The organism is Rhizobium deserti, from assembly GCF_004358025.1.
In the GTDB taxonomy this organism is placed as follows: domain Bacteria; phylum Pseudomonadota; class Alphaproteobacteria; order Rhizobiales; family Rhizobiaceae; genus Neorhizobium; species Neorhizobium deserti.
In genome coordinates, this window is record NZ_SMTL01000001.1 from 380,398 (window position 1) to 404,055 (window position 23,658).

At 58.6% G+C, this 23,658-nt stretch carries 23 protein-coding genes; 12 read left to right on the top strand and 11 right to left on the bottom strand.

The window, feature by feature from the left end:
* The first annotated feature begins 71 nt into the window (after positions 1-71).
* A complete protein-coding gene (locus tag E2F50_RS01890) occupies positions 72-413 on the top strand; it encodes a transcriptional regulator (RefSeq protein WP_133314367.1) in 342 nt (113 codons plus the stop codon).
* An 85-nt stretch (positions 414-498) separates the two neighbouring features.
* Positions 499-1,143 carry a helix-turn-helix domain-containing protein gene (locus E2F50_RS01895; RefSeq protein WP_133314368.1) on the top strand — a complete coding sequence of 215 codons (645 nt, stop codon included), beginning with the start codon at positions 499-501 and terminating at the stop codon, positions 1,141-1,143.
* Between the two features lie 12 nt (positions 1,144-1,155).
* Here E2F50_RS01895 and E2F50_RS01900 read toward each other — a convergent pair whose 3' ends face one another.
* Both E2F50_RS01900 and E2F50_RS01905 read right to left on the bottom strand, forming a co-directional pair.
* Complete coding sequence (locus E2F50_RS01900; protein WP_133314369.1) at positions 1,156-1,890, bottom strand: copper homeostasis protein CutC; 735 nt, start codon at positions 1,888-1,890, stop codon at positions 1,156-1,158.
* 2 nt (positions 1,891-1,892) lie between these two features.
* The gene (locus E2F50_RS01905; protein WP_245515261.1) at positions 1,893-2,798 is read right to left on the bottom strand and encodes an ROK family protein; all 906 of its coding nucleotides are present in this window, start codon (positions 2,796-2,798) and stop codon (positions 1,893-1,895) included.
* An 882-nt stretch (positions 2,799-3,680) separates the two neighbouring features.
* Between E2F50_RS01905 and E2F50_RS01910 the strand changes: the two genes are divergently transcribed.
* The gene (locus E2F50_RS01910) at positions 3,681-5,291 is read left to right on the top strand and encodes an ABC transporter substrate-binding protein (RefSeq protein ID WP_425375344.1); all 1,611 of its coding nucleotides are present in this window, start codon (positions 3,681-3,683) and stop codon (positions 5,289-5,291) included.
* A 4-nt stretch (positions 5,292-5,295) separates the two neighbouring features.
* Here the strand turns inward: E2F50_RS01910 and E2F50_RS01915 are convergent, their stop codons facing one another.
* The 3 genes from E2F50_RS01915 to E2F50_RS01925 form a co-directional block, all read right to left on the bottom strand.
* Complete coding sequence (locus E2F50_RS01915) at positions 5,296-6,846, bottom strand: VOC family protein (RefSeq protein WP_133314372.1); 1,551 nt, start codon at positions 6,844-6,846, stop codon at positions 5,296-5,298.
* A 64-nt stretch (positions 6,847-6,910) separates the two neighbouring features.
* Positions 6,911-8,059, bottom strand: coding sequence for a M20 family metallopeptidase (locus tag E2F50_RS01920; protein WP_133314373.1), 1,149 nt, complete (start codon positions 8,057-8,059; stop codon positions 6,911-6,913).
* Positions 8,060-8,119: 60 nt separating this feature from the next.
* Positions 8,120-8,725, bottom strand: coding sequence for a DUF922 domain-containing Zn-dependent protease (locus E2F50_RS01925; protein WP_161973950.1), 606 nt, complete (start codon positions 8,723-8,725; stop codon positions 8,120-8,122).
* Positions 8,726-8,994: 269 nt separating this feature from the next.
* On the opposite strand from E2F50_RS01925, the gene E2F50_RS01930 reads away from it, so the two are divergent.
* From E2F50_RS01930 to pepT, 8 genes are all read left to right on the top strand, one after another.
* A complete protein-coding gene (locus tag E2F50_RS01930; protein ID WP_133314374.1) occupies positions 8,995-9,741 on the top strand; it encodes a FadR/GntR family transcriptional regulator in 747 nt (248 codons plus the stop codon).
* Positions 9,742-9,819: 78 nt separating this feature from the next.
* Complete coding sequence (gene kdgD, locus E2F50_RS01935; RefSeq protein ID WP_133314375.1) at positions 9,820-10,725, top strand: 5-dehydro-4-deoxyglucarate dehydratase; 906 nt, start codon at positions 9,820-9,822, stop codon at positions 10,723-10,725.
* Between the two features lie 5 nt (positions 10,726-10,730).
* Entirely contained in the window at positions 10,731-11,867 is a 1,137-nt protein-coding gene (locus E2F50_RS01940; RefSeq protein WP_133314376.1) for a mandelate racemase/muconate lactonizing enzyme family protein, read from the top strand.
* Positions 11,867-12,748: an amidohydrolase family protein gene (locus E2F50_RS01945; protein WP_133314377.1), complete on the top strand. Its 882-nt coding sequence runs from the start codon at positions 11,867-11,869 to the stop codon at positions 12,746-12,748. The genes E2F50_RS01940 and E2F50_RS01945 overlap by 1 nt, the downstream gene beginning before the upstream one ends.
* Positions 12,749-12,800: 52 nt before the next feature.
* On the top strand, positions 12,801-13,775 hold the full coding sequence (locus tag E2F50_RS01950) for a TRAP transporter substrate-binding protein (RefSeq protein ID WP_133314378.1): 975 nt from the start codon (positions 12,801-12,803) through the stop codon (positions 13,773-13,775).
* An 89-nt stretch (positions 13,776-13,864) separates the two neighbouring features.
* Positions 13,865-14,386, top strand: coding sequence for a TRAP transporter small permease (locus tag E2F50_RS01955; protein ID WP_133314379.1), 522 nt, complete (start codon positions 13,865-13,867; stop codon positions 14,384-14,386).
* Positions 14,386-15,666: a TRAP transporter large permease gene (locus E2F50_RS01960; protein ID WP_133314380.1), complete on the top strand. Its 1,281-nt coding sequence runs from the start codon at positions 14,386-14,388 to the stop codon at positions 15,664-15,666. The genes E2F50_RS01955 and E2F50_RS01960 overlap by 1 nt, the downstream gene beginning before the upstream one ends.
* Before the next feature lie 141 nt (positions 15,667-15,807).
* A complete protein-coding gene (gene pepT / locus E2F50_RS01965) occupies positions 15,808-17,043 on the top strand; it encodes a peptidase T (RefSeq protein WP_133314381.1) in 1,236 nt (411 codons plus the stop codon).
* Positions 17,044-17,066: 23 nt separating this feature from the next.
* Here the strand turns inward: pepT and E2F50_RS01970 are convergent, their stop codons facing one another.
* Positions 17,067-17,588 (bottom strand): sigma-70 family RNA polymerase sigma factor, encoded by a 522-nt coding sequence (locus E2F50_RS01970; RefSeq protein WP_133314382.1) that lies wholly within the window; start codon positions 17,586-17,588, stop codon positions 17,067-17,069.
* A gap of 140 nt (positions 17,589-17,728) precedes the next feature.
* Complete coding sequence (locus E2F50_RS01975; RefSeq protein ID WP_133314383.1) at positions 17,729-18,445, bottom strand: Crp/Fnr family transcriptional regulator; 717 nt, start codon at positions 18,443-18,445, stop codon at positions 17,729-17,731.
* Positions 18,446-18,620: 175 nt separating this feature from the next.
* Here E2F50_RS01975 and E2F50_RS01980 point away from each other — a divergent pair, with 175 nt between their 5' ends.
* On the top strand, positions 18,621-19,016 hold the full coding sequence (locus E2F50_RS01980; RefSeq protein ID WP_161973952.1) for a response regulator: 396 nt from the start codon (positions 18,621-18,623) through the stop codon (positions 19,014-19,016).
* A 53-nt stretch (positions 19,017-19,069) separates the two neighbouring features.
* Here E2F50_RS01980 and E2F50_RS01985 read toward each other — a convergent pair whose 3' ends face one another.
* From E2F50_RS01985 to E2F50_RS02000, 4 genes are all read right to left on the bottom strand, one after another.
* Complete coding sequence (locus E2F50_RS01985; protein ID WP_133314385.1) at positions 19,070-20,077, bottom strand: sensor histidine kinase; 1,008 nt, start codon at positions 20,075-20,077, stop codon at positions 19,070-19,072.
* Between the two features lie 4 nt (positions 20,078-20,081).
* Positions 20,082-20,540, bottom strand: a complete 459-nt coding sequence (locus E2F50_RS01990) for a response regulator (RefSeq protein ID WP_133314386.1) — start codon at positions 20,538-20,540, stop codon at positions 20,082-20,084.
* Positions 20,533-22,731: an ATP-binding protein gene (locus tag E2F50_RS01995; protein ID WP_133314387.1), complete on the bottom strand. Its 2,199-nt coding sequence runs from the start codon at positions 22,729-22,731 to the stop codon at positions 20,533-20,535. The genes E2F50_RS01990 and E2F50_RS01995 overlap by 8 nt, the downstream gene beginning before the upstream one ends.
* A 159-nt stretch (positions 22,732-22,890) precedes the next feature.
* Entirely contained in the window at positions 22,891-23,658 is a 768-nt protein-coding gene (locus E2F50_RS02000) for an SDR family oxidoreductase (RefSeq protein ID WP_133314388.1), read from the bottom strand.

Below are 23,658 nucleotides of genomic sequence, written 5' to 3' on the forward strand. Positions count from 1 at the left end.
AAGTCTTCCGACCAAAGAGGTGGTAGTGACGTAGCGGTAGGTCTTCAATTGCCTTATCCCGGATGCTTTTCGTGCTGTCACTCTCGAAGATCGTGGTTATTGCCGCCGATGCGGGGCTCAGGCACTCCCTGACCTTTGCCTTGGAGGTCGAGGGTTATCAGGTCGAGGCGCATGAGACCTGGGTGGAGTGCCGGCCATCCACCGGGTGCTGCCTTTGCAAGATCGTTGACGATCAAGTGATCCACAACGACAGCGAGGCGATGCGCAGCTTCAATGATGACAACAATGTCATGATCCTGCTCGTGGACGGCCTGTCGCCGGTACCACCAGCCGGGCGGGCCAAATTGCTGGTAAAGCCGTTCGACGGTTCGGATCTGGTTCAGATGGTGAGAAGCCTTACCTGCGCAGCCTAAGTATTTCCCCCTAGTGACACAACCGAATTTTCGTTCGCGTCCCCCTGCGGCATTGTTGCTCGACAGGTAGGGGATGAGAAAGAACATGGTTGCACTCGCTTACGCCGACCACGCTTTGTTGACATCAGGCAGTGCTGCAAGGTCACTGGGCTTGAGCTATGCGAGGCCTTTGCCTGTCGTCACCTTCGGCGCGGGTTCGGAAATCTATGTTCCCGGACAGGCTGCCGATGCGCTTTACCAGGTGGAATTCGGCGCGGTGCGGCTGCATCGCCTTCTGTCGGACGGCAGACGGCAGGTCATAGCCTTCTATCTGGCTGGAGAAACTTTCGGCTTTGCCGCCGAGCCTATCCACAGCTTCTTTGCCGAGGCCATTGTTGCAACGGGCTTGAAGGCCGTGGTGCATCCGGCTTCCGGCGCGGTGTCGCCGGACCTGTTGAGCCTCGCGCTTCGTGGAATGATCCGCGCCCAGGAGCACATTCTGGTCATCGGTCGCCAGACGGCGGTCGAGCGTATCGCCGGCTTCATCATCGACATGGCGAGCCGCCAGGGCGATCTTGAACACATCGACCTGCCTATGACCCGGCTGGACATTGCTGATTATCTCGGCTTGACGATCGAAACCGTATCGCGAGTCTTTGCCAAGCTTCGCAGTGCCGGCCTGATCAAGCTGCGCAGCATTCGCTGCGTCGAGATCAACAACCTCCGAGCGCTCCAGGGGCTATGCGCCTGACGATTTGATTGGTCAGCCCTTGTTGCCGATCATGTCAAGGAGATTGCGCATCTGAAGAACGGTCACGCTGTTCGTCTGATAGCTCGCCGATGGCTGGAAGCCAAAATTGACGGCCTTTTGGTCTACAGCCTCCAGCGGCACACGGCAGGAACTGTGAACCTCATGGACGCCCGTTTCACTGACAATCCGTTCCACATTAAATATGTTGATGCCGCTGCCCGGCATGATCGACAGGCGATCGGCAGCGAGATCCGCCAGCACTTTCAGGGTCCCCAGCCCATCCAGCGCTTTGACTTGAAGCCCTGACGTCAACACGCGCTCGACCCCCAGTTCGATCGCCTGCTCCAGCGCTTGGATCGGGTCGGGCACGAGATCGAACGCCCGATGCAGGGTAACGCCCATGTCTTTAGCCCGTTCGCTCAGCCGGGTCAGGAGCGGCAGGTCAAGGGTTCCGTCGGCACAGCTCGCGCCGATCACAACACCTGCCAACCCGGCTGTGCGAGCGGCATCCACATCCGCCAGCATGGCAGCCTCGTTGTCGCCGTCGTAAACGAAGTTTCCGGCCCGCGGACGGATCATCGCGTAAACCGGGATGGGCGCCTTGGCTGCCAGTGCCATCAACCCGGCTGGCGGCGTGAGGCCACCGAGATCGAGTGCGGCACAAAGTTCGATCCTGTCCGCGCCGCCGGCAATGGCGGCGGCCAGGCCTTCCGGCGAATCGACGCAGACTTCAAGCCGAACCGACATGCTCAAGCTTCCTTCATTCGGGCAGCCACGTCGTGCCCGAGAACGGCAGCGCCGACCAGTCCCCCATCCTCTTGTCGCAGCGCCGGGGTCACCAGCGGCTGATCTAAACGATGCAGAACGCGAGCGCGAACCGCCTGATCCAGGGCTGCGATCAGAGGCGTTGCTGATGCAAGCCCACCTCCAACCGGTATCACGGAAGCGCCTGTGACATTTGCCACCAAGGCAAGTGGATCGGCAATGAGCTCCAGATAAACGGCAACCGTCCGAGACGCCTGCGCCTCACCCTCCTGCCAATCTTGGAGAATGCGATGACTTGTCTCATCATTTCCGTGGAGGAAGCGATGAAGCCTCTCGATACCCCGTGCGCCACCGATCGTATCGACGCAGCCGGACCGTCCGCAGCCGCAGGAAAAGCGGGGTATGTGAAACCTCTCCCCATTAACGTCGACGGTCGTGTTGAGAACAGGGCCGTGACCCCATTCGCCGGTGACACCGCCGACACCGCGCACAAGCCGCCCGTCGATTGCCAGTCCGCCCCCGATACCGGTGCCCATGATCGCGCAGAAAACTACGGAATGTCCCCTGCCCGCTCCTTCGTTCGCCTCGGCAAGGGTAAGGCAATCCGCATCGTTCGCTGCCACGACCGGTCGTCCAAGCAGCGCTGAAAGTTCCGTTCCAATTGGCTTTCCGGTGATGCAAGGGATGTTGGCAGAGGTCGCCACGCCGTCACGCGGGTCGACCAGACCGGCAATGGACAAGCCAAGCGGCGCCGCAGCGTCAGCCGCCCCGGCATGACGGTCGATCAGGGCGGACAGCGACGACGCCAGATCCGTCCAGCTCGTGGCCGGGGTTGTAACCCTTTCCAGCGGCACCAAGGCACCCGGTTGCGGTGACACGGCGAACTTCATGAAGGAGCCCCCTATGTCCACGCAAAACACAGGTGACGCGGTCACACTTCCAGCATTGGCGACCGGCATCGTCCCCATGGTGCTCATCAGCGCCGGGCCAACCGGCTGCTGAGGCCATTTCCGAAAATGTTGTAGCCAGGTAGCTTGATCATGATAGCAAGTCCTCGAATAGCGAATCCAGAAGTCGAACCCCCGGCAAGTCTGCTGCGTTCATTGATGCGCCGCAATCTTCAACAGCGAGCCACCCGCTCGCTCTTGCTTGATAGCAAAAGCTCCCGGCGGCGCAATTAGCAGTTCGAAAGCGCTCGATTTTGATCATGCTCCGGTCGCTTCGCATAAGCCGCAATGGAAAGGTTGGCTCGAACACTGTTCATCGTCTCGTTTTGCAAACGAGCCAAATTCAAGCGCGCTCAACGTTTCATGCGATAAGATCCACAAGCTGTTATGCCGCAGCGGAAGGCAAGCGACGGCAGTCATGCCATTTCGGCTCATATTGCCCACTCGCCCAGCCGGCAAGCTTCAGCCGCACGTGTCTCCTTTTGGTTCTGCAGCATGCCAATACCATCGCCCGGTTCGGCTGCCGTGGAATCTCTTCTTTCTTTTCCCGCCACCGGCGATATGTCGGTGTAGGGAGTGAAGAGCAGGCCAAAAACTCCCCATGGCGGGAGGTTCGGCAGCAAGCAGATGCGAACAGCTGCAATAGTTGCCCGCTCATCTTCTTGCACAACGGGTGGCGCGGCCAGTCGGCACAACATATCTGTTTATTCTCTCACCACTTCCAGACAACAGTCTGATAATTAAGCATATGGAAGAAATTCCTGTCTGTGCGATCGGCAATTTCGCTGACAATATCGCGCCGAACGCCCATGCAGGAGAATCACCGTGACCCAACGCCTATCGCGCCGGATCCTTTTGCAGACGGCTGGTGCTCTGGCCGCCTCGGGTTCTTTCGTGAGGTTGGCTCGTGCACAGAATGCCGCCTTCGGTGGTCGGTTGATTGTGGCGGCGGATTCGGAACCGAAGAACCTCAATCCTGCCATGGTTGCCTCGAACGGCGTCTTCTTTATCGCCAGCAAAGTCATCGAACCGCTTGCCGAAGCATCCTTCGAGGGGCAGAACGGCCTCGTGCCGCGTCTGGCCCTGAACTGGGAAGGATCGGATGATGGCCGCTCGATCACGTTCAAGCTGCGTGACGGAGTGAAATGGCACGACGGAGAGCCGTTCACCTCGCAGGATGTCGCCTTCTCTGCTCTCAAGATCTGGAAGCCGCTGCAGAATCTCGGACGTCTTGTGTTCGCCAATCTTGAAGCGGTCGATACGCCGGATCCCACCACGGCCATCTTCCGGTTTTCGAAGCCGACGCCACTGCAGTTGATCCGCAATGCGCTCCCCGTCGTCAGCAGCGTCGTTCCCAAGCACGTTTATGACGGCACGGATGTTGCGAGCAATCCCGCCAATCTGCATCCCATTGGCACAGGACCATTCAAGTTTGCCGAATACAAACCGGGTGAATATTACAGGCTGACAAAGAACTCCGTATACTGGGAGAAGGACAGGCCGAAGCTCGATGAAATAATATTCCGCATTCTCGCCGATCGTGCGGCGGCCGGTGCTGCGCTTGAAGCCGAAGAAATTCAACTCGCGGCCTTCTCGGCCATCCCTCTCGGCGAGCTTGACCGGATGTCGAAGCTGCCCGGTATCAAGGTTATCTCCAGAGGCTATGAGGGGCTCACTTACCAGCTTGTAGTCGAGATCAACCACCGCCGAAAGGAACTGGCGGATGTGCGGGTACGCCGGGCAATTGCGCATGCGATCAACAAGCAGTTCGTGGTCGACACGATCTTTCTAGGCTACGCCGCCGCATCCACCGGTCCTGTCCCCAGACATGCTGCTGAATTCTACGAAGCAGATGTGCCGACTTACGCATTCAACACGGCCAGAGCTAACGCCTTGCTGGACGAAGCCGGCTATCCCCTAGGTGCCGACGGCACCCGGTTTTCGCTGAAGCTCCGCCCGGCACCGTATTTCAACGAGACAAAGCAGTTCGGCTATTACCTGAGACGGGCACTTGCGGCGGTCGGAATTGACGTCCAACTGGTCAATGCCGATGTCGCTGCTCATCAAAAGGCCGTCTACACCGATCATGATTTCGATCTTGCCGTCGGCCCCCCAGTCTTTCGCAGCGACCCAGCTATTTCGACGACCATCCTCGTCCAGTCGGGCATCCCGGCTGGCGTCCCCTTTTCCAACCAGGGCAGCTATAAGAACGATGAGCTGGACGGCATTATTGCCAAAGCTGCCGAGACCGTGGACGCCACGGCACGCACGCAGCTTTACAAGCAGTTCCAGAAGATCGTCGCGACTGACCTGCCGATGATCAACGTGGCGGAATGGGGTTTCATTACCGTGGCACGCGAGACCGTGCTGAATGTGTCCAACAATCCCCGCTGGGCCGTGTCGAATTGGGCGGATACGGAATTACGATCGTCCTAGCGTCTCACGAGCCCATCAGCCAGTCGATGATGATCTCCTGGTCCGCTGGCACCAGCGCATGCCCGGCTTCGATCTTCCTTACCGTCACCTCTGCTCCAGAGGAGAGAAGCCGGTGCTCCAATTCTGTTGCATAGGATGCATAAAGGTCGTCGCTGCCGCTGACGGACAGGATCTTCGTGCCAGAGAGATCCGGTTGCGGATGATCTTCGAGCACATTCATCGGCCGCAACAAGACCGCCTTTTGGATGACGCCGGGATGCAGTTGCATGACGGCACCGAGCATGTTGGCGCCATTGGAATTGCCGAGAAATATCGTCCGCTCCGGATCGACTCCATAGGCCGACACCAAGTCAGCGGCGAAGGCGGCAAAGGCACGTGCTTCTGCCGCGATATCCTGCTGATCAAAATTCATCATGCTGAACCGGCGGAAGAAGCGGGCCACCCCCTCCTCGGTAGAGCGCCCCCGCACGCCGATAAGCATGGCATTCGGCGCAACCTTGCGCGCAAGCGGCAAAAGGTCCGCCTCGCTGCCGCCCGAGCCATGCAGCAGGACCAGCGTCGATCCGTCCGGCTCGTCCGCCACATGGATACGGTGCACGAAGTCGAGATCGCGATAGGTGGTTCGCTCTTCACCAGGGAGCCCGAACTGCGGCAGCATCACCTTCAGATCCTCATGATCCGCTTTGAAATGTTGCGGAATGAAAAGCTGACTGCCCAGTTTTTCAAGCGGCTCGTCGAGTGCAAATCCAGGCCCGTCGGAAGCGAGCTCGATCAGCGAGCCTCCGGGTTCGCGGACATAAAGAGAGTAGAAGTAATGCCTGTCATGCACATTCATTTCGCCGGCGACATCTGCCTGCAGGTTCGCATGGACGCTATCGACCTGAGCTTGGTCGGTCGCCCGGAATGCGATGTGGTCGATAGTCCCGGTACCTGGCGCTGCGGTCCAGAAACCGGTCGCGTCTCGGACATCGATGACATCGCCGGCTTCGGATAGAAGACGCTGGATATTGCCGGCCTGAGGACCGAAAGAAAGGCCCAAGTGGCGGATAAGAAAGTCCGCCGTCTCATGCGCCTTTTCCGAAAGGACGGTGGCGCCATGCAGCCTGCGGATCGCGTCGCCCTCGCCAATGCCGCCACCGCTCCACCAGACAAAAGGTCCTTTATCCTCGACACCGACCAGTTTGACGATGATGCCGTCGGGATCCGTCAGCCGGAGCACGGGCTCACCGAATTCCTGAGCCGGGCCGCTTGTCTTCACGTTGAACTGCAGGGCGCGTGTCAGCCAGAAGCCGATTGCCTCTGGCGCGATGGCAAAGCCGATCTCGCTTGGCGCGCCATGTCCGACCCGCCCAAGCGAGCCGTCTTCCCAGGCAAGAAAGGTGATCAATGACCCCGGTGTCGCCGCTCCGTCGCCATAGAAGAGGTGGAGCTGCCGGGCGTCCTCGAAGCCTGCCGTCCTCTTGACAAGGCGCAAGCCAAGAAAACCGACATAAAAGTCGACATTGGCCTGGATCTTGCGGGTAATTGCGGTGATGTGATGCAGGCCAGACGTCATGATACTCACTTTTGATTGAGGCTGGCGCTTACGCCAAGCCGACGACAATGCCTCAAGATCGACGCTATCGCGCCTCGAGCGAGATCATCAGGTTTGCCAGAAGCGCAGTGCGCGGCGCCAGACTGCTGACATAGATATGCTCCTGAAACGTATGCGGGCCGGCGCCATCGGCCCCAAGCCCGTCTAGGGTCGGCACGCCAAGGGCTGCCGTGAAATTGCCGTCCGACCCACCCCCTGTGCTCATGCCCTCAAGGGCGATGCCCAGATCGGCAGCAATGCCCGCTGCCACCTCGAAAAGTCGCATGCCTTCTTCAGACTGAGCGAAAGGCGGCCTGTTCATCTTGCCGCTGATGTCAAAGCTGATATCGGGGTCAACCGGCCGCATTGCTTCGATCTTTGCCGTTATCTCTTCGGCCGTGGCTGCATCCGGCACCCGGACATCCACCTGCATACGACATTCTGCAGGCACCGTATTGCGTCCCGTTCCGCCCTGTATTGTTCCGACTGTCACCGTGATGCCGCGATCCGCATCGTTCAGCGCCTCGAGTTCAAGCACCAGTCGGGCCGCAGCGCGGATGGCGCTCCGTCCGTCTTGTGGCCGTGCCCCCGCATGAGCGGCACGGCCATGAACGACGATGTCATACATGGCGACGCCCTTTCGGGACGTCACAACCTTGCCCCCATCCCGCGCCGGCTCAACGACTAAGGCGTAGCCGGCATTCTTGGCGAGTTCCTCCATGAAGGCCCGCGAGGACAGGCTGCCCATTTCCTCGTCTGGAACGAAGACTAGATCGACCGGCATCCGTGTTCCTCGTGCCACCGCCAGCTTCATCGCCTCCAGCGCCATCAGCGCGCCCGATTTCATGTCGTAAATCCCTGGGCCATAGAAGCGGTCACCCTCCTGGCGGAGCCGAAGCTGCTCGCCGATCACGCCGACTGCATGCACAGTGTCCAGATGAGCGAGGATCAGCACACTCTTCTCGTTGCTGCCCGCTGGCCTTGGCGAACGGACTGCGAGAATATCGCCGAAACCCAGCGTGCCCGGCAGCCGTTCGATGTCGAACCCGGCTTGTTTGGCAATCTCCTCCACCCGATCCGCAAGACGGTTGACGGCCTCAACATCGCGCGAAGGCGTTTCTATTTCCACCCATCGGCACAGTTCTTGAAGCAGCGCTTGATCGTCGATATCGGCAGCGGAAACAGATAGGCTCATTATATACGTGGCTTCAATTGGATAAGGAAAACAGCGTCGAGAGCGGCTTGGAAACCCGGATCAACGTTCGTTCACCAGGTTGAGTATCAACTGGTGGACATTGCCACCCTCCCCCAGTTCGACCTTGTCGAAGTCCTGGCTGGCACGCTGACGCGCCCGCGATATTTCCCCGAGCTTCAAAGTCAGATCGGCGCGGATCTTCGTGCACTTCGGATCCGAGGCAGCCGTCAGTCCGACGCTCACCCTCTCGATCTCCGCGACCATGGCTTTGATCTGCTCTCCATGAACCAGTTCGTGGCGCCGCACCCCATCAACAAAGGTCGCCCACTTCTTCTGGAGCTCGGGTGGCAAAGGCGAGGCAGGCTTTGGAAGCAAGTAGGTGATTGTCAGCTTTGGACGAGCGGAGACGAGTTTGCATGAACCATCGGGCTGTGGATCATATTTGCGCGACCAGGTCAGCCGGAAATCCGTATGAGCAATGGCACGCACATGCTGTCCCGCCTTTGGCCCTCTTTCACCGATCGAAGAATAAAGCTCTATCCCCGAACTGCCTGCAATCGGATAGGTCTTGGTTTCCTCATGAGCCTTCCACTGCTGTGCCTGCACGGGAGCAGATAGCCATGTCAGCAGAGCCAGCAAAAGAGCGAATTTCAGTTTTCTCGTCACCGGCAATCCTGATTTTCCACGCACGCCGCGGGACACTAGTGACAAGCTCACCAGCTTTCAACCAATGTGATGCGCCGCCAGCCGCTTATTCATGCTGCCCTGAAGCTCGGGCAACGTCTGTTCGGCAAATGCGCTAGGAGAAACTTGTTGGTGACAGCAGCGAGCAGTTATCATACATGTTGGCGCTATAGGCTTGGTCAATATGGCCATGGCTGAACAGGTTACCGCAGGATGAATCGGCTTGAAACGGTCCTGACAGGGAGAAGCAGATGAGCGCCGAGGGCAGGCTCGAAACGACCAAGCCGGCAGGCACGCTGGTCTCGCAGCTGAGCGAAACGCTGAGGCAAGCCATCGCCAAAGGCGACCATCCTCCGGGGTCTCGTCTACCAAGCGAGGCACAATTGACCGCCGCCCATGGCGTCAGCCGAACCGTGGTTCGTGAAGCCATCGCCGCCCTGCGCGCCGACCGGCTGGTGGAAGCGCGCCAGGGAGCCGGCGTTTTCGTGCTCGACACTGCGAGCGCCTCTAAGCCCGTCATGCTGTCGATGAACAACATCGACCTAGCTCGGGTTTCTTCGATGATTGAGCTTCTTGAGCTGAGAGCCGCCGTGGAAGTGGAAGCTGCAGGCCTAGCTGCCTTACGCCGCTCGCCCGCGCAGGAAGAGGCGATTTTCGATCGACATTATGCCGTACGGGCCGGAATCGAGGCGGCGCAACCGACCAGCGAGGCTGACTTCGCGCTTCATTTGTCCATCGCCGAGGCTACGAATAACCCTCGGTTTAGAGAATTTTTGACAATGATCGGCAAGAGCCTCATCCCTCGCGCCGCCTTGCGCCCCGATGATTCCGAACCGGATCAAGCCGCTTATATCAAGCTGCTGGACGAGGAGCACAATGCCATTGTCGTTGCCATTTCCGAAGGTGACGAGGATGGCGCGCGGCAGGCCATGCGGCGCCACTTGCGCGGCGCACAGCTGCGCTACCGCAGCCTTTTGCGCGACATCAGAAATCTGTAATATGAGTTATTGACTCATATGCAGCACACCTGTACGACAATTTTGTCTGGAGGAGACATCTAGAGAGGAATTTCGATTATGACGCCAGAAGAGATCAAGTCTGCGCTTGGCGCGGGCCTGCTGTCCTTTCCCGTGACCCACTTTGACGCCGAGGGCCAGTTCCAGGCGGAAAGCTATCGCCGCCACATCGAGTGGCTGTCGGGCTTCGAGGCTCCGGTACTCTTTGCTGCAGGCGGCACAGGCGAATTCTTCTCGCTGTCTCCCGATGAAATCCCCGGCATCGTTTCGGCTGCAAAGGAAGCTTCCGGCAAGACGGCAATCGTATCCGGTTGCGGCTTTGGCACGCATGTCGGCGTCGAGCTCGCGAAATCGGTCGAAAAGGCTGGCGCCGATGGCATCCTGCTGCTGCCGCATTACCTGATCGACGCGCCCCAGGAAGGTCTATATCAGCACGTCAAGAAGATCTGCCAGTCGGTCGGCATTGGTGTCATGGTCTACAACCGTGACAATTCAGTTCTTTCTGTCGATACGCTCAAGCGGCTATGCGACGAATGCCCGAACCTGATCGGCTTCAAGGACGGTACGGGTGAAATTGGACTTGTCAGACAGGTAACTGCCAGCATAGGCGACCGCCTGATGTATCTCGGCGGCATGCCGACGGCCGAACTGTTTGCCGAAGCTTATCTCGGTGCCGGCTTTACCACCTATTCCTCGGCGGTGTTCAATTTCGTTCCTGGCCTGGCAGTCGAATTCTACAAAGCACTCCGCGCCGGCAACCGCGCCCGCTGCGAGGAGATCCTGCGGGACTTCTTCTATCCCTTCATGGCGATCCGAAACCGCCGCAAGGGCTACGCCGTTTCCGCCATCAAGGCTGGGGTACGCCTGCAGGGCTTCGATGCCGGCAAGGTTCGCCCGCCGCTCGACGACCTGACGGCGGAGGAAGAAGAAATGCTCCTGAAACTGATTGGCTCCCATAAGCGGTAACCACGATGAAGATTGCTTCCGTCCGCACCCATCTCCTGGAGCACAGGCTCGACGTTGCCTTCGAAAGCGCTTCCATGCGCTTTGATCGGCGCGCGCATGTGCTCGTCGAGATCGAGTGCGAGGACGGAACCATCGGCTGGGGCGAGTGCCTTGGCCCGGCCCGCCCGAACGCTGCCATTGTCGCGACCTATGCCAACTGGCTGATCGGCGAAAATCCGCTTGAAACCGAAAAGATCTGGGCGCGCCTCTATAATGCCCTGCGCGACCAGGGCCAGCGCGGTCTGGCGGTGACTGCCCTTTCCGGCATCGACATCGCGCTCTGGGACATCAAGGGCAAGCATTTCGGCGTTCCCGTCTCCATCCTGCTCGGAGGCCGTTTTCGCGAAAGCGTCAAAGCCTATGCCACCGGCAGCTTCAAGCGCGACGGCGTCGACCGGGTTGAAGACAACGCTACGGATATCGCCCGCTATCGCATCGAGGGCTTTCACGCCACCAAGATCAAGATCGGCTTCGGCATCGAGGAAGACCTTCGAGTCATAAAAGCCGTGCGCGAAGCTGCGGGTGCGGACATGCGCCTGATGATCGATGCCAATCACGGCTATGATGCCGTGGAAGCGATCAAGCTCGGCAAGGCCGCCGCAGATTTCGACATCGACTGGTTTGAAGAGCCGGTCGTTCCGGAACAGCTGTCAGCTTATCGCGAAGTCCGGGCGCGCCAGCCCATCCCGGTTGCCGGTGGCGAAACTTGGCACAGCCGCTGGGGCATGCGCGAGCCGATTGAAACCCGCGCCGTAGATATCATCCAGCCCGACCTTGCCGGTGTCGGCGGTTTTACCGAAGCCAAGCGGGTCGCCGATCTGGCGGCCTTGCACGGTGTGCGCGTTGTCCCGCATGTCTGGGGTACCGCCGTTCATATCGCAGCCGCCTTGCAATTCATGGCAGCGATGATCCCGAGCCCGGTCCGGGTCAACCCGATCGAACCCATTCTGGAATTCGACCGCACCCATAACCCCTTCCGTCAGGCGGTGATCAAAACGCCGATCGAACACGAGCGCGGCGTGGTACAGATCCCCAACGGCCCGGGCCTTGGAATCGACATCAACCGCGACGCGCTCAAAGAATTCCGCATGGGAGACATCTGATGCTGACCCGTACCCTTTCCGGCACCGCTCCGAAGACCAAGCTGCCCGAGGGCGCGGTCGATGCTCAGATGCACATGTATCTACCAGGCTATCCTTCCCTGCCCGGCGGCCCCGGACTGCCGGTCGGTTCCCTGCCTGATCCGGCCCAATACCGGCAGTTCATGAAGTGGATCGGCATTGACCGGGTGATCATCACCCAGGGCAATGCGCACCAGCGCGACAATTCCAATCTCAATGCCTGCCTGGCCGAAATGGGCGACCTTGCCCGCGGCGTCTGCGTCATCGACAGCGCGACGACGGATGCGGAACTTGAACAGTTGGCTGCAGCCGGCAATGTCGGCACACGCATCATGGATCTGCCTGGCGGCGCCGTTGGCTTGAGCGAGCTTGAAGCGGTGGATGTCAAGGCAGCTTCGCTCGGCTGGATGCTGGCCGTACAGTTCGACGGCAGCAACATACTAGACCACGAAGAGCGCCTGAAGAACCTGAAGTCCCGCTGGGTCTTCGACCATCACGGCAAATTCTTTGCCGGCGTGACGCCGGACAGTCCGCAAATCGACGCCGTCAAGCGGCTGATCGACAGCGGAAAATGCTGGTTCAAGTTTGCCGGCGTCTACGAGTCGTCGAAAGCCGGCGGACCGGATTATGCCGATGTCGCAGCCGTTGCCCGCGACATTGCCGTTTATGCGCCTGAACGTATCGTCTGGGGCACGAACTGGCCGCACAATCTTGCCCGTGAGCAAGCCGATTATCCCGATGACGCAGCCTTGACCGACACGGTGCTGGGATGGCTCCCGGACGATCAGGCTCGCCATCTGGCTCTGGTGAAAAATCCTGAAGAACTTTATCGACTACCCGCCTGGAAGGCGGGTAGCAACTAAATCCGTCTGTCCGGGGCGTGGAGGCTCCGGCGGATACAATGAGGAGGAAAACATGAAAATCACCAAAATGCTCGGCCTCGCATTCGGCCTCGCACTGAGCGCGACAGCCCTACATGCGCAGGAAATCACCCTGCGCTCCGCGGACATTCATCCGGACGGTTATCCGACGGTGGAAGCGGTCAAATACATGAGCGAATTGCTGTCCCAGCGGACCAATGGCCGGATCAAGATCCAGGTCATGAACAATTCCATGCTCGGCCAGGAAAAAGATACGATCGAGCAGACCCGCTTCGGCGTCATCGACATGAACCGCGTCAACGCAGCACCGTTTAACAATCTCGTGCCTCAGACGACGGTGCTCGGCCTTCCCTTCCTGTTCCGCTCGACGGAGCATATGCATAATGTCGTTGACGGGCCGATCGGCGACGAGATCCTCAAAGCCTTCGAGCCGCATGGCCTTGTTGGCCTCGCCTATTACGATTCCGGTGCACGCTCCTTCTATACGACCAAGAAGCCGATCACCAAGCTCACCGACCTCAAGGGCATGAAAATCCGCGTTCAGCAGTCCGACCTGTGGATCGCCATGATGCAGGCCTTCGGCGCCAATCCGACGCCCATGCCGATGGGCGAAGTCTATTCTTCGCTTGAGACCGGCGTCGTCGACGGTGCCGAAAACAACTGGCCATCATACGAGTCGGCTCGCCACTATGAGGTGGCGAAGAACTACACCCTGACTCAGCACTCTCTGAACCCAGAAATCCTGGTCATGTCCAAGATCTCCTGGGACAAGCTGACGCCGGAAGACCAAAAGGCAGTTCGCGAAACAGCCAAGGAGTCCGTCAAGAAGATGCGCGAACTGTGGACCGCTCGTGAGAAAAGCTCCGAAGAGAAGGTTCGCGCAAGCGGTGCCAAAGTCATCGAAGTTAATAAAGATGAATTCGCCGCAGCGATGAAGCCGGTCTACGACAAGTTCGTCACCGACCCGAAACAGAAGGCTCTGCTGGAGCAGATCCAAGCCGCTAAGTAGATCCGGCATAGTATCCGGCCCCTCCCAATCGGGGGCCGGTTTTCATTTCCGGTGCGGGAGACCCGTTACGGATCTCGGAGGACAGATTCTTGAGAAATTTTATGCTGGCCATCAGGCCTTTTCTGGGCGGACTCAGCCGCCTCATGCTTTACATCGCGGGGATCGGCATCATCGCCATGACGCTGATTGTCGGCTGGCAGGTCTTCGGCCGCTATGTATTGAACGACTCGCCAAGTTGGTCAGAGCCTTTGTCGCTTTATCTCATGTCCTGGTTCATTATGCTTGGCGCAGCTGTCGGCGTGCGCGAAAGCGTGCATCTAGGACTCGACATCGTCCGCTATGTCATGCCGCCGGCCGTTCAGAAGGCAATGGATCTCATCAGTCTCGGCCTGATCATCCTCTTCGGCATCGGCATGGCCTATTATTCGACGCTGCTCGCAATGGGCACCTGGTCGGCGACAATACCGGTTCTTGGTTGGCCGGGCGGCACTGACTTCTTCCCGATGATCTTTGGCGGCGCCATGATTTCGATTTTTGCCTTGGAGCGCTTTGTTGACGTCATAATTGGCGTTGAAGTGGCTGCTGACGTGCTCGTGCAGGAGGCTGCGTAATGGCTTACGCTATTCTTTTCGGTTCATTCACGACGCTGATGATCATCGGCATGCCGATCGCCTTCTGCCTCGGCATATCGTCCTTTGCAACCGTACTCTATATCGGCCTTCCGCCGATCGTCGTCTTCCAGCAGTTGAACTCCGGCATGAACGTCTTCGCCATGATGGCGATCCCCTTCTTCATCTTCGCCGGCGACTTGATGGTGCGCGGCGGCATCGCCACCCGGCTTATCCGCTTCGCAGCCGGCCTTGTTGGTCATATGCGCGGTGGCCTTGGCCAGGTCAACGTCGTCGCCTCAACCCTGTTCGGTGGAATTTCTGGCTCGGCCGTCGCAGACGCATCGGCCGTTGGTGGATTGATGATCCCGCAAATGGCGGCGCGCGGCTATGATAGGGATTATGCCGTCAACGTCACCGCCAACGCGGCGATCATCGCCCTGATGATCCCTCCCTCGCACAACATGATCCTTTACTCGATCGCAGCCGGCGGCAATGTTTCCGTCGCCGACCTTTTCACGGCCGGCATCATTCCCGGCCTGCTGCTGGCCGGCGCGCTGATGTTCACCGCCTGGTGGGTCGCCGTGAAACGCGGCTATCCGGCGGATGCCTTTCCGGGCCTGGCCCGCGTCGGATATTACTTTCTCGCCTCGCTGCCCGGCATCCTGCTGATCGGCATCATATTCGGTGGTGTTCGCTCCGGCATATTCACCGCAACGGAAAGCTCCTGCATTGCCGTTCTTTACGCCTTTCTGGTCGCCATGCTGGTGTATCGCGAGCTCAATTGGGAAGGCTTTGTCGAGGCCGTGATGGGTGCCGTGCGCACAACAGCCATGGTTCTGCTCGTCATCGGCACAGCGGCCTCTTTTGGCTGGCTGATGGCCTTTCTTCAGGTCCAGACACTGATCATCGCCGCAATCAGCGCCATTTCCGACAACCCAATCATCGTGCTGCTGATGATCAACGTCATCCTGCTGGTGCTCGGCACGTTCATGGACATGGCGCCGATGGTCATCATCGCGACTCCGATTCTGCTCCCAGTCGTTAAGGCCTTCGGCATCGACCCCGTACATTTCGGCGTCATCATGATCCTGAATGCCGGCATAGGGCTCAACACGCCGCCGGTGGGAACCGTACTCTTCGTCGCCTGCGCGGTTGGCAGGATATCGATCCGGCAGGCAATGCGCACCATATGGCCGTTCTTCGGCGCCAGCGTTGCGGTTTTGATGGCGGTCACCTACATCCCGGCACTGTCGCTCTGGCTGCCGAGCGTCTTCAGGTAATTGAAGCTAAGCCTTAGCGCTTTGTCTGGTCCCGCCTGAAAAGGCGGGACCTTTTCGTTCGCGCTTGGCGCCAGAGCCTCTTGTGCCTCATGCCATGGCCGTTAAAGTCACGGCTTCCGAAGCAGGCGTGGAACCTCCCTTATGGCCGATACTGTTACCGATCGTTTTCTCCGCTATGTCGTCATCGACACCCAGTCCGATGCCAAGTCTGCTACCCAGCCGTCCACGGAAAAGCAGAAGGATCTTGGCCGCCTGCTGGTCGAGGAACTGCTGGCCATCGGCCTGACGGATGCTCATCTCGACGAATACGGCTATGTCTATGCGACCATTCCGTCGAATTCCGGTAAGAACAATGTTCCGGTCATATGCCTTTGCGCCCATATGGATACGGCTCCGGATTTCTCCGGTACGGGCGTCAAACCGCAGGTGATCCGCAATTACCAGGGCGGTGACATCCGTTTGCCGGGCCATGCCGAGCGTGTGATCAGGGAAAGCGAGCATCCGGCACTCAAGGACCAGATCGGCAATGACATCATCACCTCTGATGGCACGACGCTGCTGGGCGCCGATGACAAGGCGGGTCTGGCTGAGATCGTCACGGCCGCGCAGTTTTTGATGGATAATCCTGACATCAAGCATGGCGCCATCCGCATCCTGTTCACGCCGGACGAAGAGATCGCCCGTGGCGTCGAAAAGGTCGATCTTCAAAAGCTCGGAGCCGACTTCGGCTATACGCTCGACGGCGAAACAGCAGGCACAATCGAGGACGAGACATTTTCCGCTGACGCCGTGGACATCGCCATCACCGGCGTCGCCATCCATCCGGGTTTTGCCTATGGAAAGATGGAGAACTCTATCCGTATTGCTGGAGCGATTGTCGATCGCCTCCCGAAGGAGATGGCGCCCGAAACGACACATGGCAAAGACGGCTTCATCCATCCGACTGGCATCTCCGGAAGTATGGAAAAGGCCTCTGTCAGTTTCATTATCCGCGACTTTACCGAGGCGGGCCTTTCTGCCAAGAAGACTATGCTCGAGGAGATCACCCGCCAGGTAATGACCAGCTATCCCGGCTCTAGCTACACGTTCAAGGTAACCCAGCAATACCGCAACATGAAACTCGTTCTGGACCAGCACCCGGACGTCGTGGAAAACGCCATGGAAGCGGTTCGGCGCGCTGGCATGACGCCCGTGCGCGGCAGCATTCGCGGCGGCACCGATGGTTCCCGCCTGTCTTACATGGGGCTTCCATGCCCTAATATATTCGCCGGTGGCCATGCCTTCCATTCGCCGCTGGAATGGGTGAGCAGTCAGGACATGCAGAGAGCTGTCAATACGGTGGTGGAACTGGCGAAACTATGGGAGGAGCGGGCCTGACACGGCTTTAGGCCCCGATTTGGCTAGCGCAGCGAAACGTCGCCAAGCTGTTCGGTCAGCGCCTTGCGTGCCCGGTTGACGCGGCTCTTCACCGTCCCCACCTCACACTGACAGATCCGGGCCGTCTCGTCATAGCTGGTTCCTATCGCGATCAGCATAAGAGCCTCGCGAACCTGCCCGGGTAGCCGATCGAGAGCCGACTGCATCTCGTTGCGGCGTACCGCCCATTCCTGCGGCGGCGCAATCGACAGGCGGGCCGCCATTGCGTCTTCGATACCCACATGTTCCCTCTGCCTGACGCGGTAGATCGTGCAGAAGGTGTTGCGCATGATTGTGAATAGCCACGACTTCAAGGCTGTCCCTGGCTGAAACTGGGTAGCGGCATTGAGAGCCCGGGCGACGGTCTCCTGCACCAGATCGTCAACTTCCTCATTGCTTCCAACGAGGCGGCGGGCAAAGCGACGAAGCGCTGGGATCTGCTCCTCGACGCCCCGTTGAACCGCGTCGCCAGAATATCGGGTCCTGACTGTATCTATCTGGTTCATCTGGCACCTCCTTTAATGGAGTAGCAACGGCTCCGCCCCACCTTACGTTGCCGTACGAAATCGTACCCTCCACGGACCGAACGCGGAAAAGATGGTCGCAAAGTCGTCGCCGACCGTGGCCCCACACCAGAGTTGCGAGTTCAGCCGATCGGGCCGATCAGCCGTTCGTATTCCTGCTCGTATTTCCCATAGGCGTCGCGGGCAAACTCCTCAAGCGCCGCCCGATCCCTCACAATGATGACACCGCGCTCGGAATAAATGAATTTGCGGCCTTCCAGGACATGGAGGGCTGTCGTGACACTGGGCCGCCGTACCGCAAGCATGATCGACAGGAACTCGTGGGTTAGGCTGATTTCGTCGCCATCCGTCCTGTCATGGCACATCAAGATCCACCTGGCCAAACGGACATCAATATGATGAACCGCATTGGAAAGTGACGTATATGCGCTCTGCACTGCCATAGCTTGTGCATAGCGGTTAAGCAGGTTCTGCAGTTCCCGTTCGCGCTGGATCAACTCGGTCAGCAAAGAAGCGGGCATGCGATAGCCATACCCCTCCACCTGCATGAAAGTCGAATAAGGATCCTTCTTTGCATCGAGGACCAAGGCGGTCGGCGTCATTCCGTCGCGGCCGAATATGCCGATCTCAGCTTTCTGCCCTTCCGCCGATTCGGCAACGATCGAGGCAATCCCAACTTCGGGAAAATAAGCGTGAGCGGGCTGTTGAAGGGGGGCCGACATCTCGAACCCGCGCGAAAGCGGGACATGCTCAAGATGCGGTCTGATCTGCTCGAATACGTTAGCTGGCATCAGCCGGAGGAGATTATTCCGAACCGTATCTTGCCGCACTTCAGCCATTGCTCATCCTTGAAGCGGAGCACGGCATTGGGCCTTACTGGGAGATCTCCGCTGACTTGTAAAATTCATCTATGGCCATAAAAAAGCATAGACAACCCGATGCGCGCCCTCAGTACGATATCGGACGAACGCCTACAGCGAGCCGCAGATTGTTTAAGGTAAGCCATTGCTCGCATTGGCCATCGCTTTGATCTGTCTATCAAACAAGTTGATACTGCTGCTGGAAGATCAGCCGCTGATTTCGCTGGATCTGGAAGAAAGCTTCCGGGACCTCGGGATCGAGCGCGTCTTGACACTGCGGTCAAAGCGCGAGGCTACTAGCTGGCTCCAAAGCCATGTTCCAGACCTGGTGATTCTTGATCTCCATCTCAGTGATGGCGATTGTCGGCCAGTTCTGGGCGCTCTGAGAAAGCAGGCCGTACCGGTTATTATTTATTCGGGAGGCGACCTTCCCGATGGATGGGAGCCGGAGCTTTTCCAAGGCTGTGACTGGGTTCAGAAGCCTGCCGATCCGGACTACATCGTCGAACTCGCAAAAGCCAAGCTGCAGAAACAAGCTGCCTCCGCATAGACTCAAGGGCTCCCCGCTCCTGATGAAAATTTGAGATGGTCCTGTCCACTTAGTCAGGCAGAAGGCGTCGGAAGAGGAAAGGAAATAATGCAGACCACTCCACTCTGCGCATAATCGAGCCTGGCCTCGCCCTGAAGCTCGTATCGGATGCTGCGCTGGATGAGCGTGGTACCAAAGCCTTCTTTATCCGGTGGCTGAACGGCTGGACCATCCATTTCCTGCCAATGCAAGGTCACAACATCTCCAGATTCCAGAAGGTCCCGCTGCCACCCGACTTTGATATAGCCCGGTTCATGGGAAAGAGCGCCGTATTTGACGGCATTGGTCGTCAGTTCATTGATCACCATGCTGAGCGCCAGGGCAGCCTTGGGGTCGAGCTGGACAGACGGCCCTTCTTCAACGCGGAACTTGTCGCTGCGGCCCTGGACGTAGGGAAGAAGAGTGCGGCGAATAACTTCAGACAGCTCGGCCTGTCCCCAATTCGTCTCGAACAGCAGCGCATGGGCATCGGCCATGGCACGCAGACGGCCTAAGAGGTCGTCCGAATAGCTTTCCACGGTGGCACTGTTTTTTGCGGTGCGGCGCACCAATGACATAACCATGGCCATAGTGTTTTTAACGCGATGACTGAGTTCGCGCACCAGCAACTCCTTCTGGTGCTGCACCCTTCTGCGCTCAGCCTTCTCGCGCGCTTCAGCGAGCGCCCGCTCCACAGCAGTCGGCAGCCTGATCAGCCTCTGCTTCAGCACATAGTCCGTCGCCCCATGCCGGAAGGACTCGATTGCAACCTCTTCGCCGAGAACTCCGGACACAAAGATGAAGGGAATGTTGGGTACTCGCTGGCTTGCCAATTCCAAAGCCGCCATACCGTCGAAATCGGGCAGCGAGAAATCGGAAAGGATGAGATCGAAGGCGCCCTCATCGAGCGCCTTCAAGTAATCCGCCCGGTTCTCGGCCCGCTGGATCTCCGGCTGCGGCTGCATTTGCGAAAGATGTTCGCGGATCAGCTCCGCATCCAGCGAGCTGTCCTCAAGCAGCAGTATGCGCGGCTTTCTCTGCATCGGCTCAGACTGCCCCTTGGCCTCGATAGCCCGGCGGCGCCTCGTTGAGCAGAGCCCAGAACACGCCCAGATCCTGAATAGCTTTGAAGAATTCGTTGAACTCGACGGGTTTGACTACAAAAGCATTAACGCCAAGAGCATAGCTCTGCACCAGATCCTGCTCCTCGCGAGATGAAGTCAGCATAACGATCGGGATATGACGAAGCCTTTCATCCTTTTTGACACGTTCGAGCACCTCAAGTCCGTCAATTTTCGGAAGCTTGAGATCAAGCAGCACAACGCTTGGATCCCCCTCTGCGCGGCCTGAATGCACACCTTCGCTAAACAGGTAGGCCAGGGCTTCGGCGCCATCGCGGGCGACTATGATTTCATTGGCCAACTGGCACTTTTCGAGCGCCGCCAGTGTCAGTTCGAGATCCCGTGGGCTATCTTCCACCAGGAGTATGGGACGTATTTCAGGCAAATGCCCGACCTTTCTTTTCAGGATTTGGCAAAGCGAACACAAAGGAAGCTCCCTTGTCGACTTCGCCCGTTGCGGTGATGCTGCCGTTATGGCGATCTAGAATGCGTCGCACAAGAGCAAGCCCGATGCCGGTACCCTCAAAATCTTCCGCTCTCTGAAGACGCTGGAAAACGCCGAACAGCTTGCTTGCATAAGCCATGTCGAAGCCGACACCGTTATCAGTGACCTTGAACGAGGTTATTTGGTCAGCAAAGGATCCCTCGATCGTGATCTTTGCTGGGCTCCGCGGCCGCGTATATTTGACGGCGTTATCAACCAGATTGTACCAGACCTGACGAAGAAGCGTCGCATCGCCCCAGGCATCCGGCAGCTTGTCGATCGACCATTCGATCTCCCGGTCCGACGCGGTGATCATGACGCTTTTCACGACCTCGGCGACAAGCTTATTCATGTCGACCTGTTTCTTCACAATCGTTGCCCGGCCAAGCTGCGAGAAGCTGAGGAGATCATCAACGAGCCGGCCGGCCGCAAGAGCCGATTCAGATATCGTTTCTAGATAATGCCGGGATTTCGGATCGAGCTCGCTCTCGCGCTCCCTTAGCAATTGCGCAAAACCGACAATGTGCCTGAACGGCGCGCGCAGATCGTGCGACACCGAGTAAGAAAAAGCTTCCAGCTCCTTGTTTGAGCGTTGCAGCTCGCTGGAAAGCTCGGCAAGTTCTTCGGCCTTGCGGAGAACGATGCCGACAATTGCACCACGCAGGTCACGCGCAGCGGAAAGCTGTGCCTCGGTCCAAGGCACCGCTTGTAGGCTGACCTGTTCGCGCCAGGCGTCGAAAGATTTTCGAGGATGGATACGCCCCTCCTCCCGCACGATCTTGTGCGGGTTGCCACCCCACTGGACCGTACGAACCGCTTCAGGTCGGAACCAGATCAGCCAGCTGGCGTAGAGTTCGGAAATGCGAATTGCGATGATTCCGCTCGCCTCGCTCGCAAAAGCCTCGCCTTGTGGAAACTCCGCCGCTAGCGAATTCGTGCTGACGATATCCTGATCTTCTTTGGTCTTCAGCCATTCCAGGATTGCCCTGACGTTTCGTTCGGCCGGCACCGCGCCAACGGCAGCGTAGTTGTCTTCGGTGATGATTGCTGCACCCGAAGCACCGACCTGCGCCAGAAGATCCTCAGGAGCTTGTACAAGTCCCTCCGACCAGCTGGAAGCTGCAGCCATGGATGCAAGAAGGCGGGCGGAAATACGGCTAAGCTCGACGCGGTTGGCGGCGTCCTCCCCGTGAACCTGCGCAGCGATGCGCATGGCAAGCGACTGGACGATGAAGTCACAGGCGTCCCGGATTGTGCCTGCAACTGTGTGGGCCTTTGCACTGTGGCAGGACACCAGGCCCCAAAGTCTGCCGTCGACCATCACGGATACGGACATGGAAGCGGCAGTGCCCATATTGCGCATATATTCGATATGGACAGGCGATACGCTGCGCAGCTGCGCCTGGCTCAGGTCTACCGGCTCGCCTGTTTCCGGATCGTTAGCCGGTTCTATCGCAATGGGCTCATAATATGCGTCGGGAATGATGCGGACCCGGTTGGAGGCGTAAAGAGCCCTCGCCTGCGCAGGAATGTCAGCGGCCGGAAAACGAAGATCGAGATAAGAAGGCAGATTTCCGTTTCCCGCCTCGGCCACAACATGGCCGTTCCAATCGGGATCGAAGCGGTAGACCAGAACGCGATCGAAACCGGTCAGCTCACGGATGAAATCAGCCGCCGCTTGAAGAGATCCATTCGGATCCGGCCGAGTCGACAGGATCTCGACAAAGCCTCTCAAGCGCGAGAACAAGCCTTCCAGTGGCCTTGTATCTGCGCGTTCCGCTTCGAGGATGATAGAGTGCCCGGACCTGTGGGCCGTGAACTGGAGATCTCCTTCGACGGAGTTCGACTGGAAGACCGGCGCCGACGATGCATACCACTCTCTGATGGCAGCCACGAGCGGCGCCAAGCGACCGCCTATAGGCCGACCAATCGCAACCTCCTCGCCGAAAAATTCCAAGGCATTGCGGCTTGCATGGACCACAGCCATATCGGCCGGTCGCAGAACGACAAGCGCGCCATGAGGCTGTATGGCTCCGGGAATATGAATCGGCTCCCTTGAACAGGCTTCAAGGTCTGACTCGGATCGGCTCACCTATCGGTCCTCGACTGTTACGCTATAAACGATAGTGCTCCGCGTGAAGCGCATCCATTGGGCTAGTTCAACGAGCTCTGGCCGGTCACAATGCGAAGATAGTCACCGGGGCGACAAAGTAAACCGTTGCATGGACGAGAAGGAATAGCGCTTTAGCTTTCAGAGGACGGCGCTCATGCCGCCGTCGACGTAGATGATCTGCCCATTGACGTAGTCCGAGGCCGAGGAGGCAAGGAAAACCGCAGCTCCCACCAGTTCCTCCGGTTTTCCCCAACGGCGCGCGGGCGCTCTTGTCTTGACCCAATCGTTGAACTGCGGATTGTCGATAAGAGCTTGGTTCATGTCGGTTATCATGTAACCAGGTCCGATGGCATTGACCTGTATGCCTTCCGCCGCCCATTCCGCCGCCATGGCCTGCGTCAGAAGCTTGATGCCCCCCTTTGCCGCCGTATAGGGCGCGACGGTTGCACGTCCCAATCCACTCATCAACGAGCCGATATTAACCACCTTGCCGCGCCGGCGCGGCAGCATGCGCTTGGCGGCTTCGCGGCCGACCAGGAAAGCGCTCGTCAGATTGGTATCGATCACCGTCTGCCATTCCTGGGCGGACAGTTCGACGATTGGTTTGCGAAGCTGGATGCCCGCATTGTTAACGAGGATATCGACCTCTATACTTTGCCCGTCCATCTGTCGAAACGCTGAGACAACGGATGCCTCGTCGGCTACATCGAAGGGCAAGGCACGCGCTGCCAAGCCTTCCTCAGCCATTTCCAAAGCAGCACTTTCGCATCTTGGTTTGTCGATGCCATTGAGGATCACCGAGGCCCCGGCTTCCGCCAGGCCTTTGGCAATAGCTCTTCCCAGACCACGCGAGGAGCCGGTGACCAGGGCAGTCCTGCCTTCCAGGCTGAATAAGGTGTTCGGCAT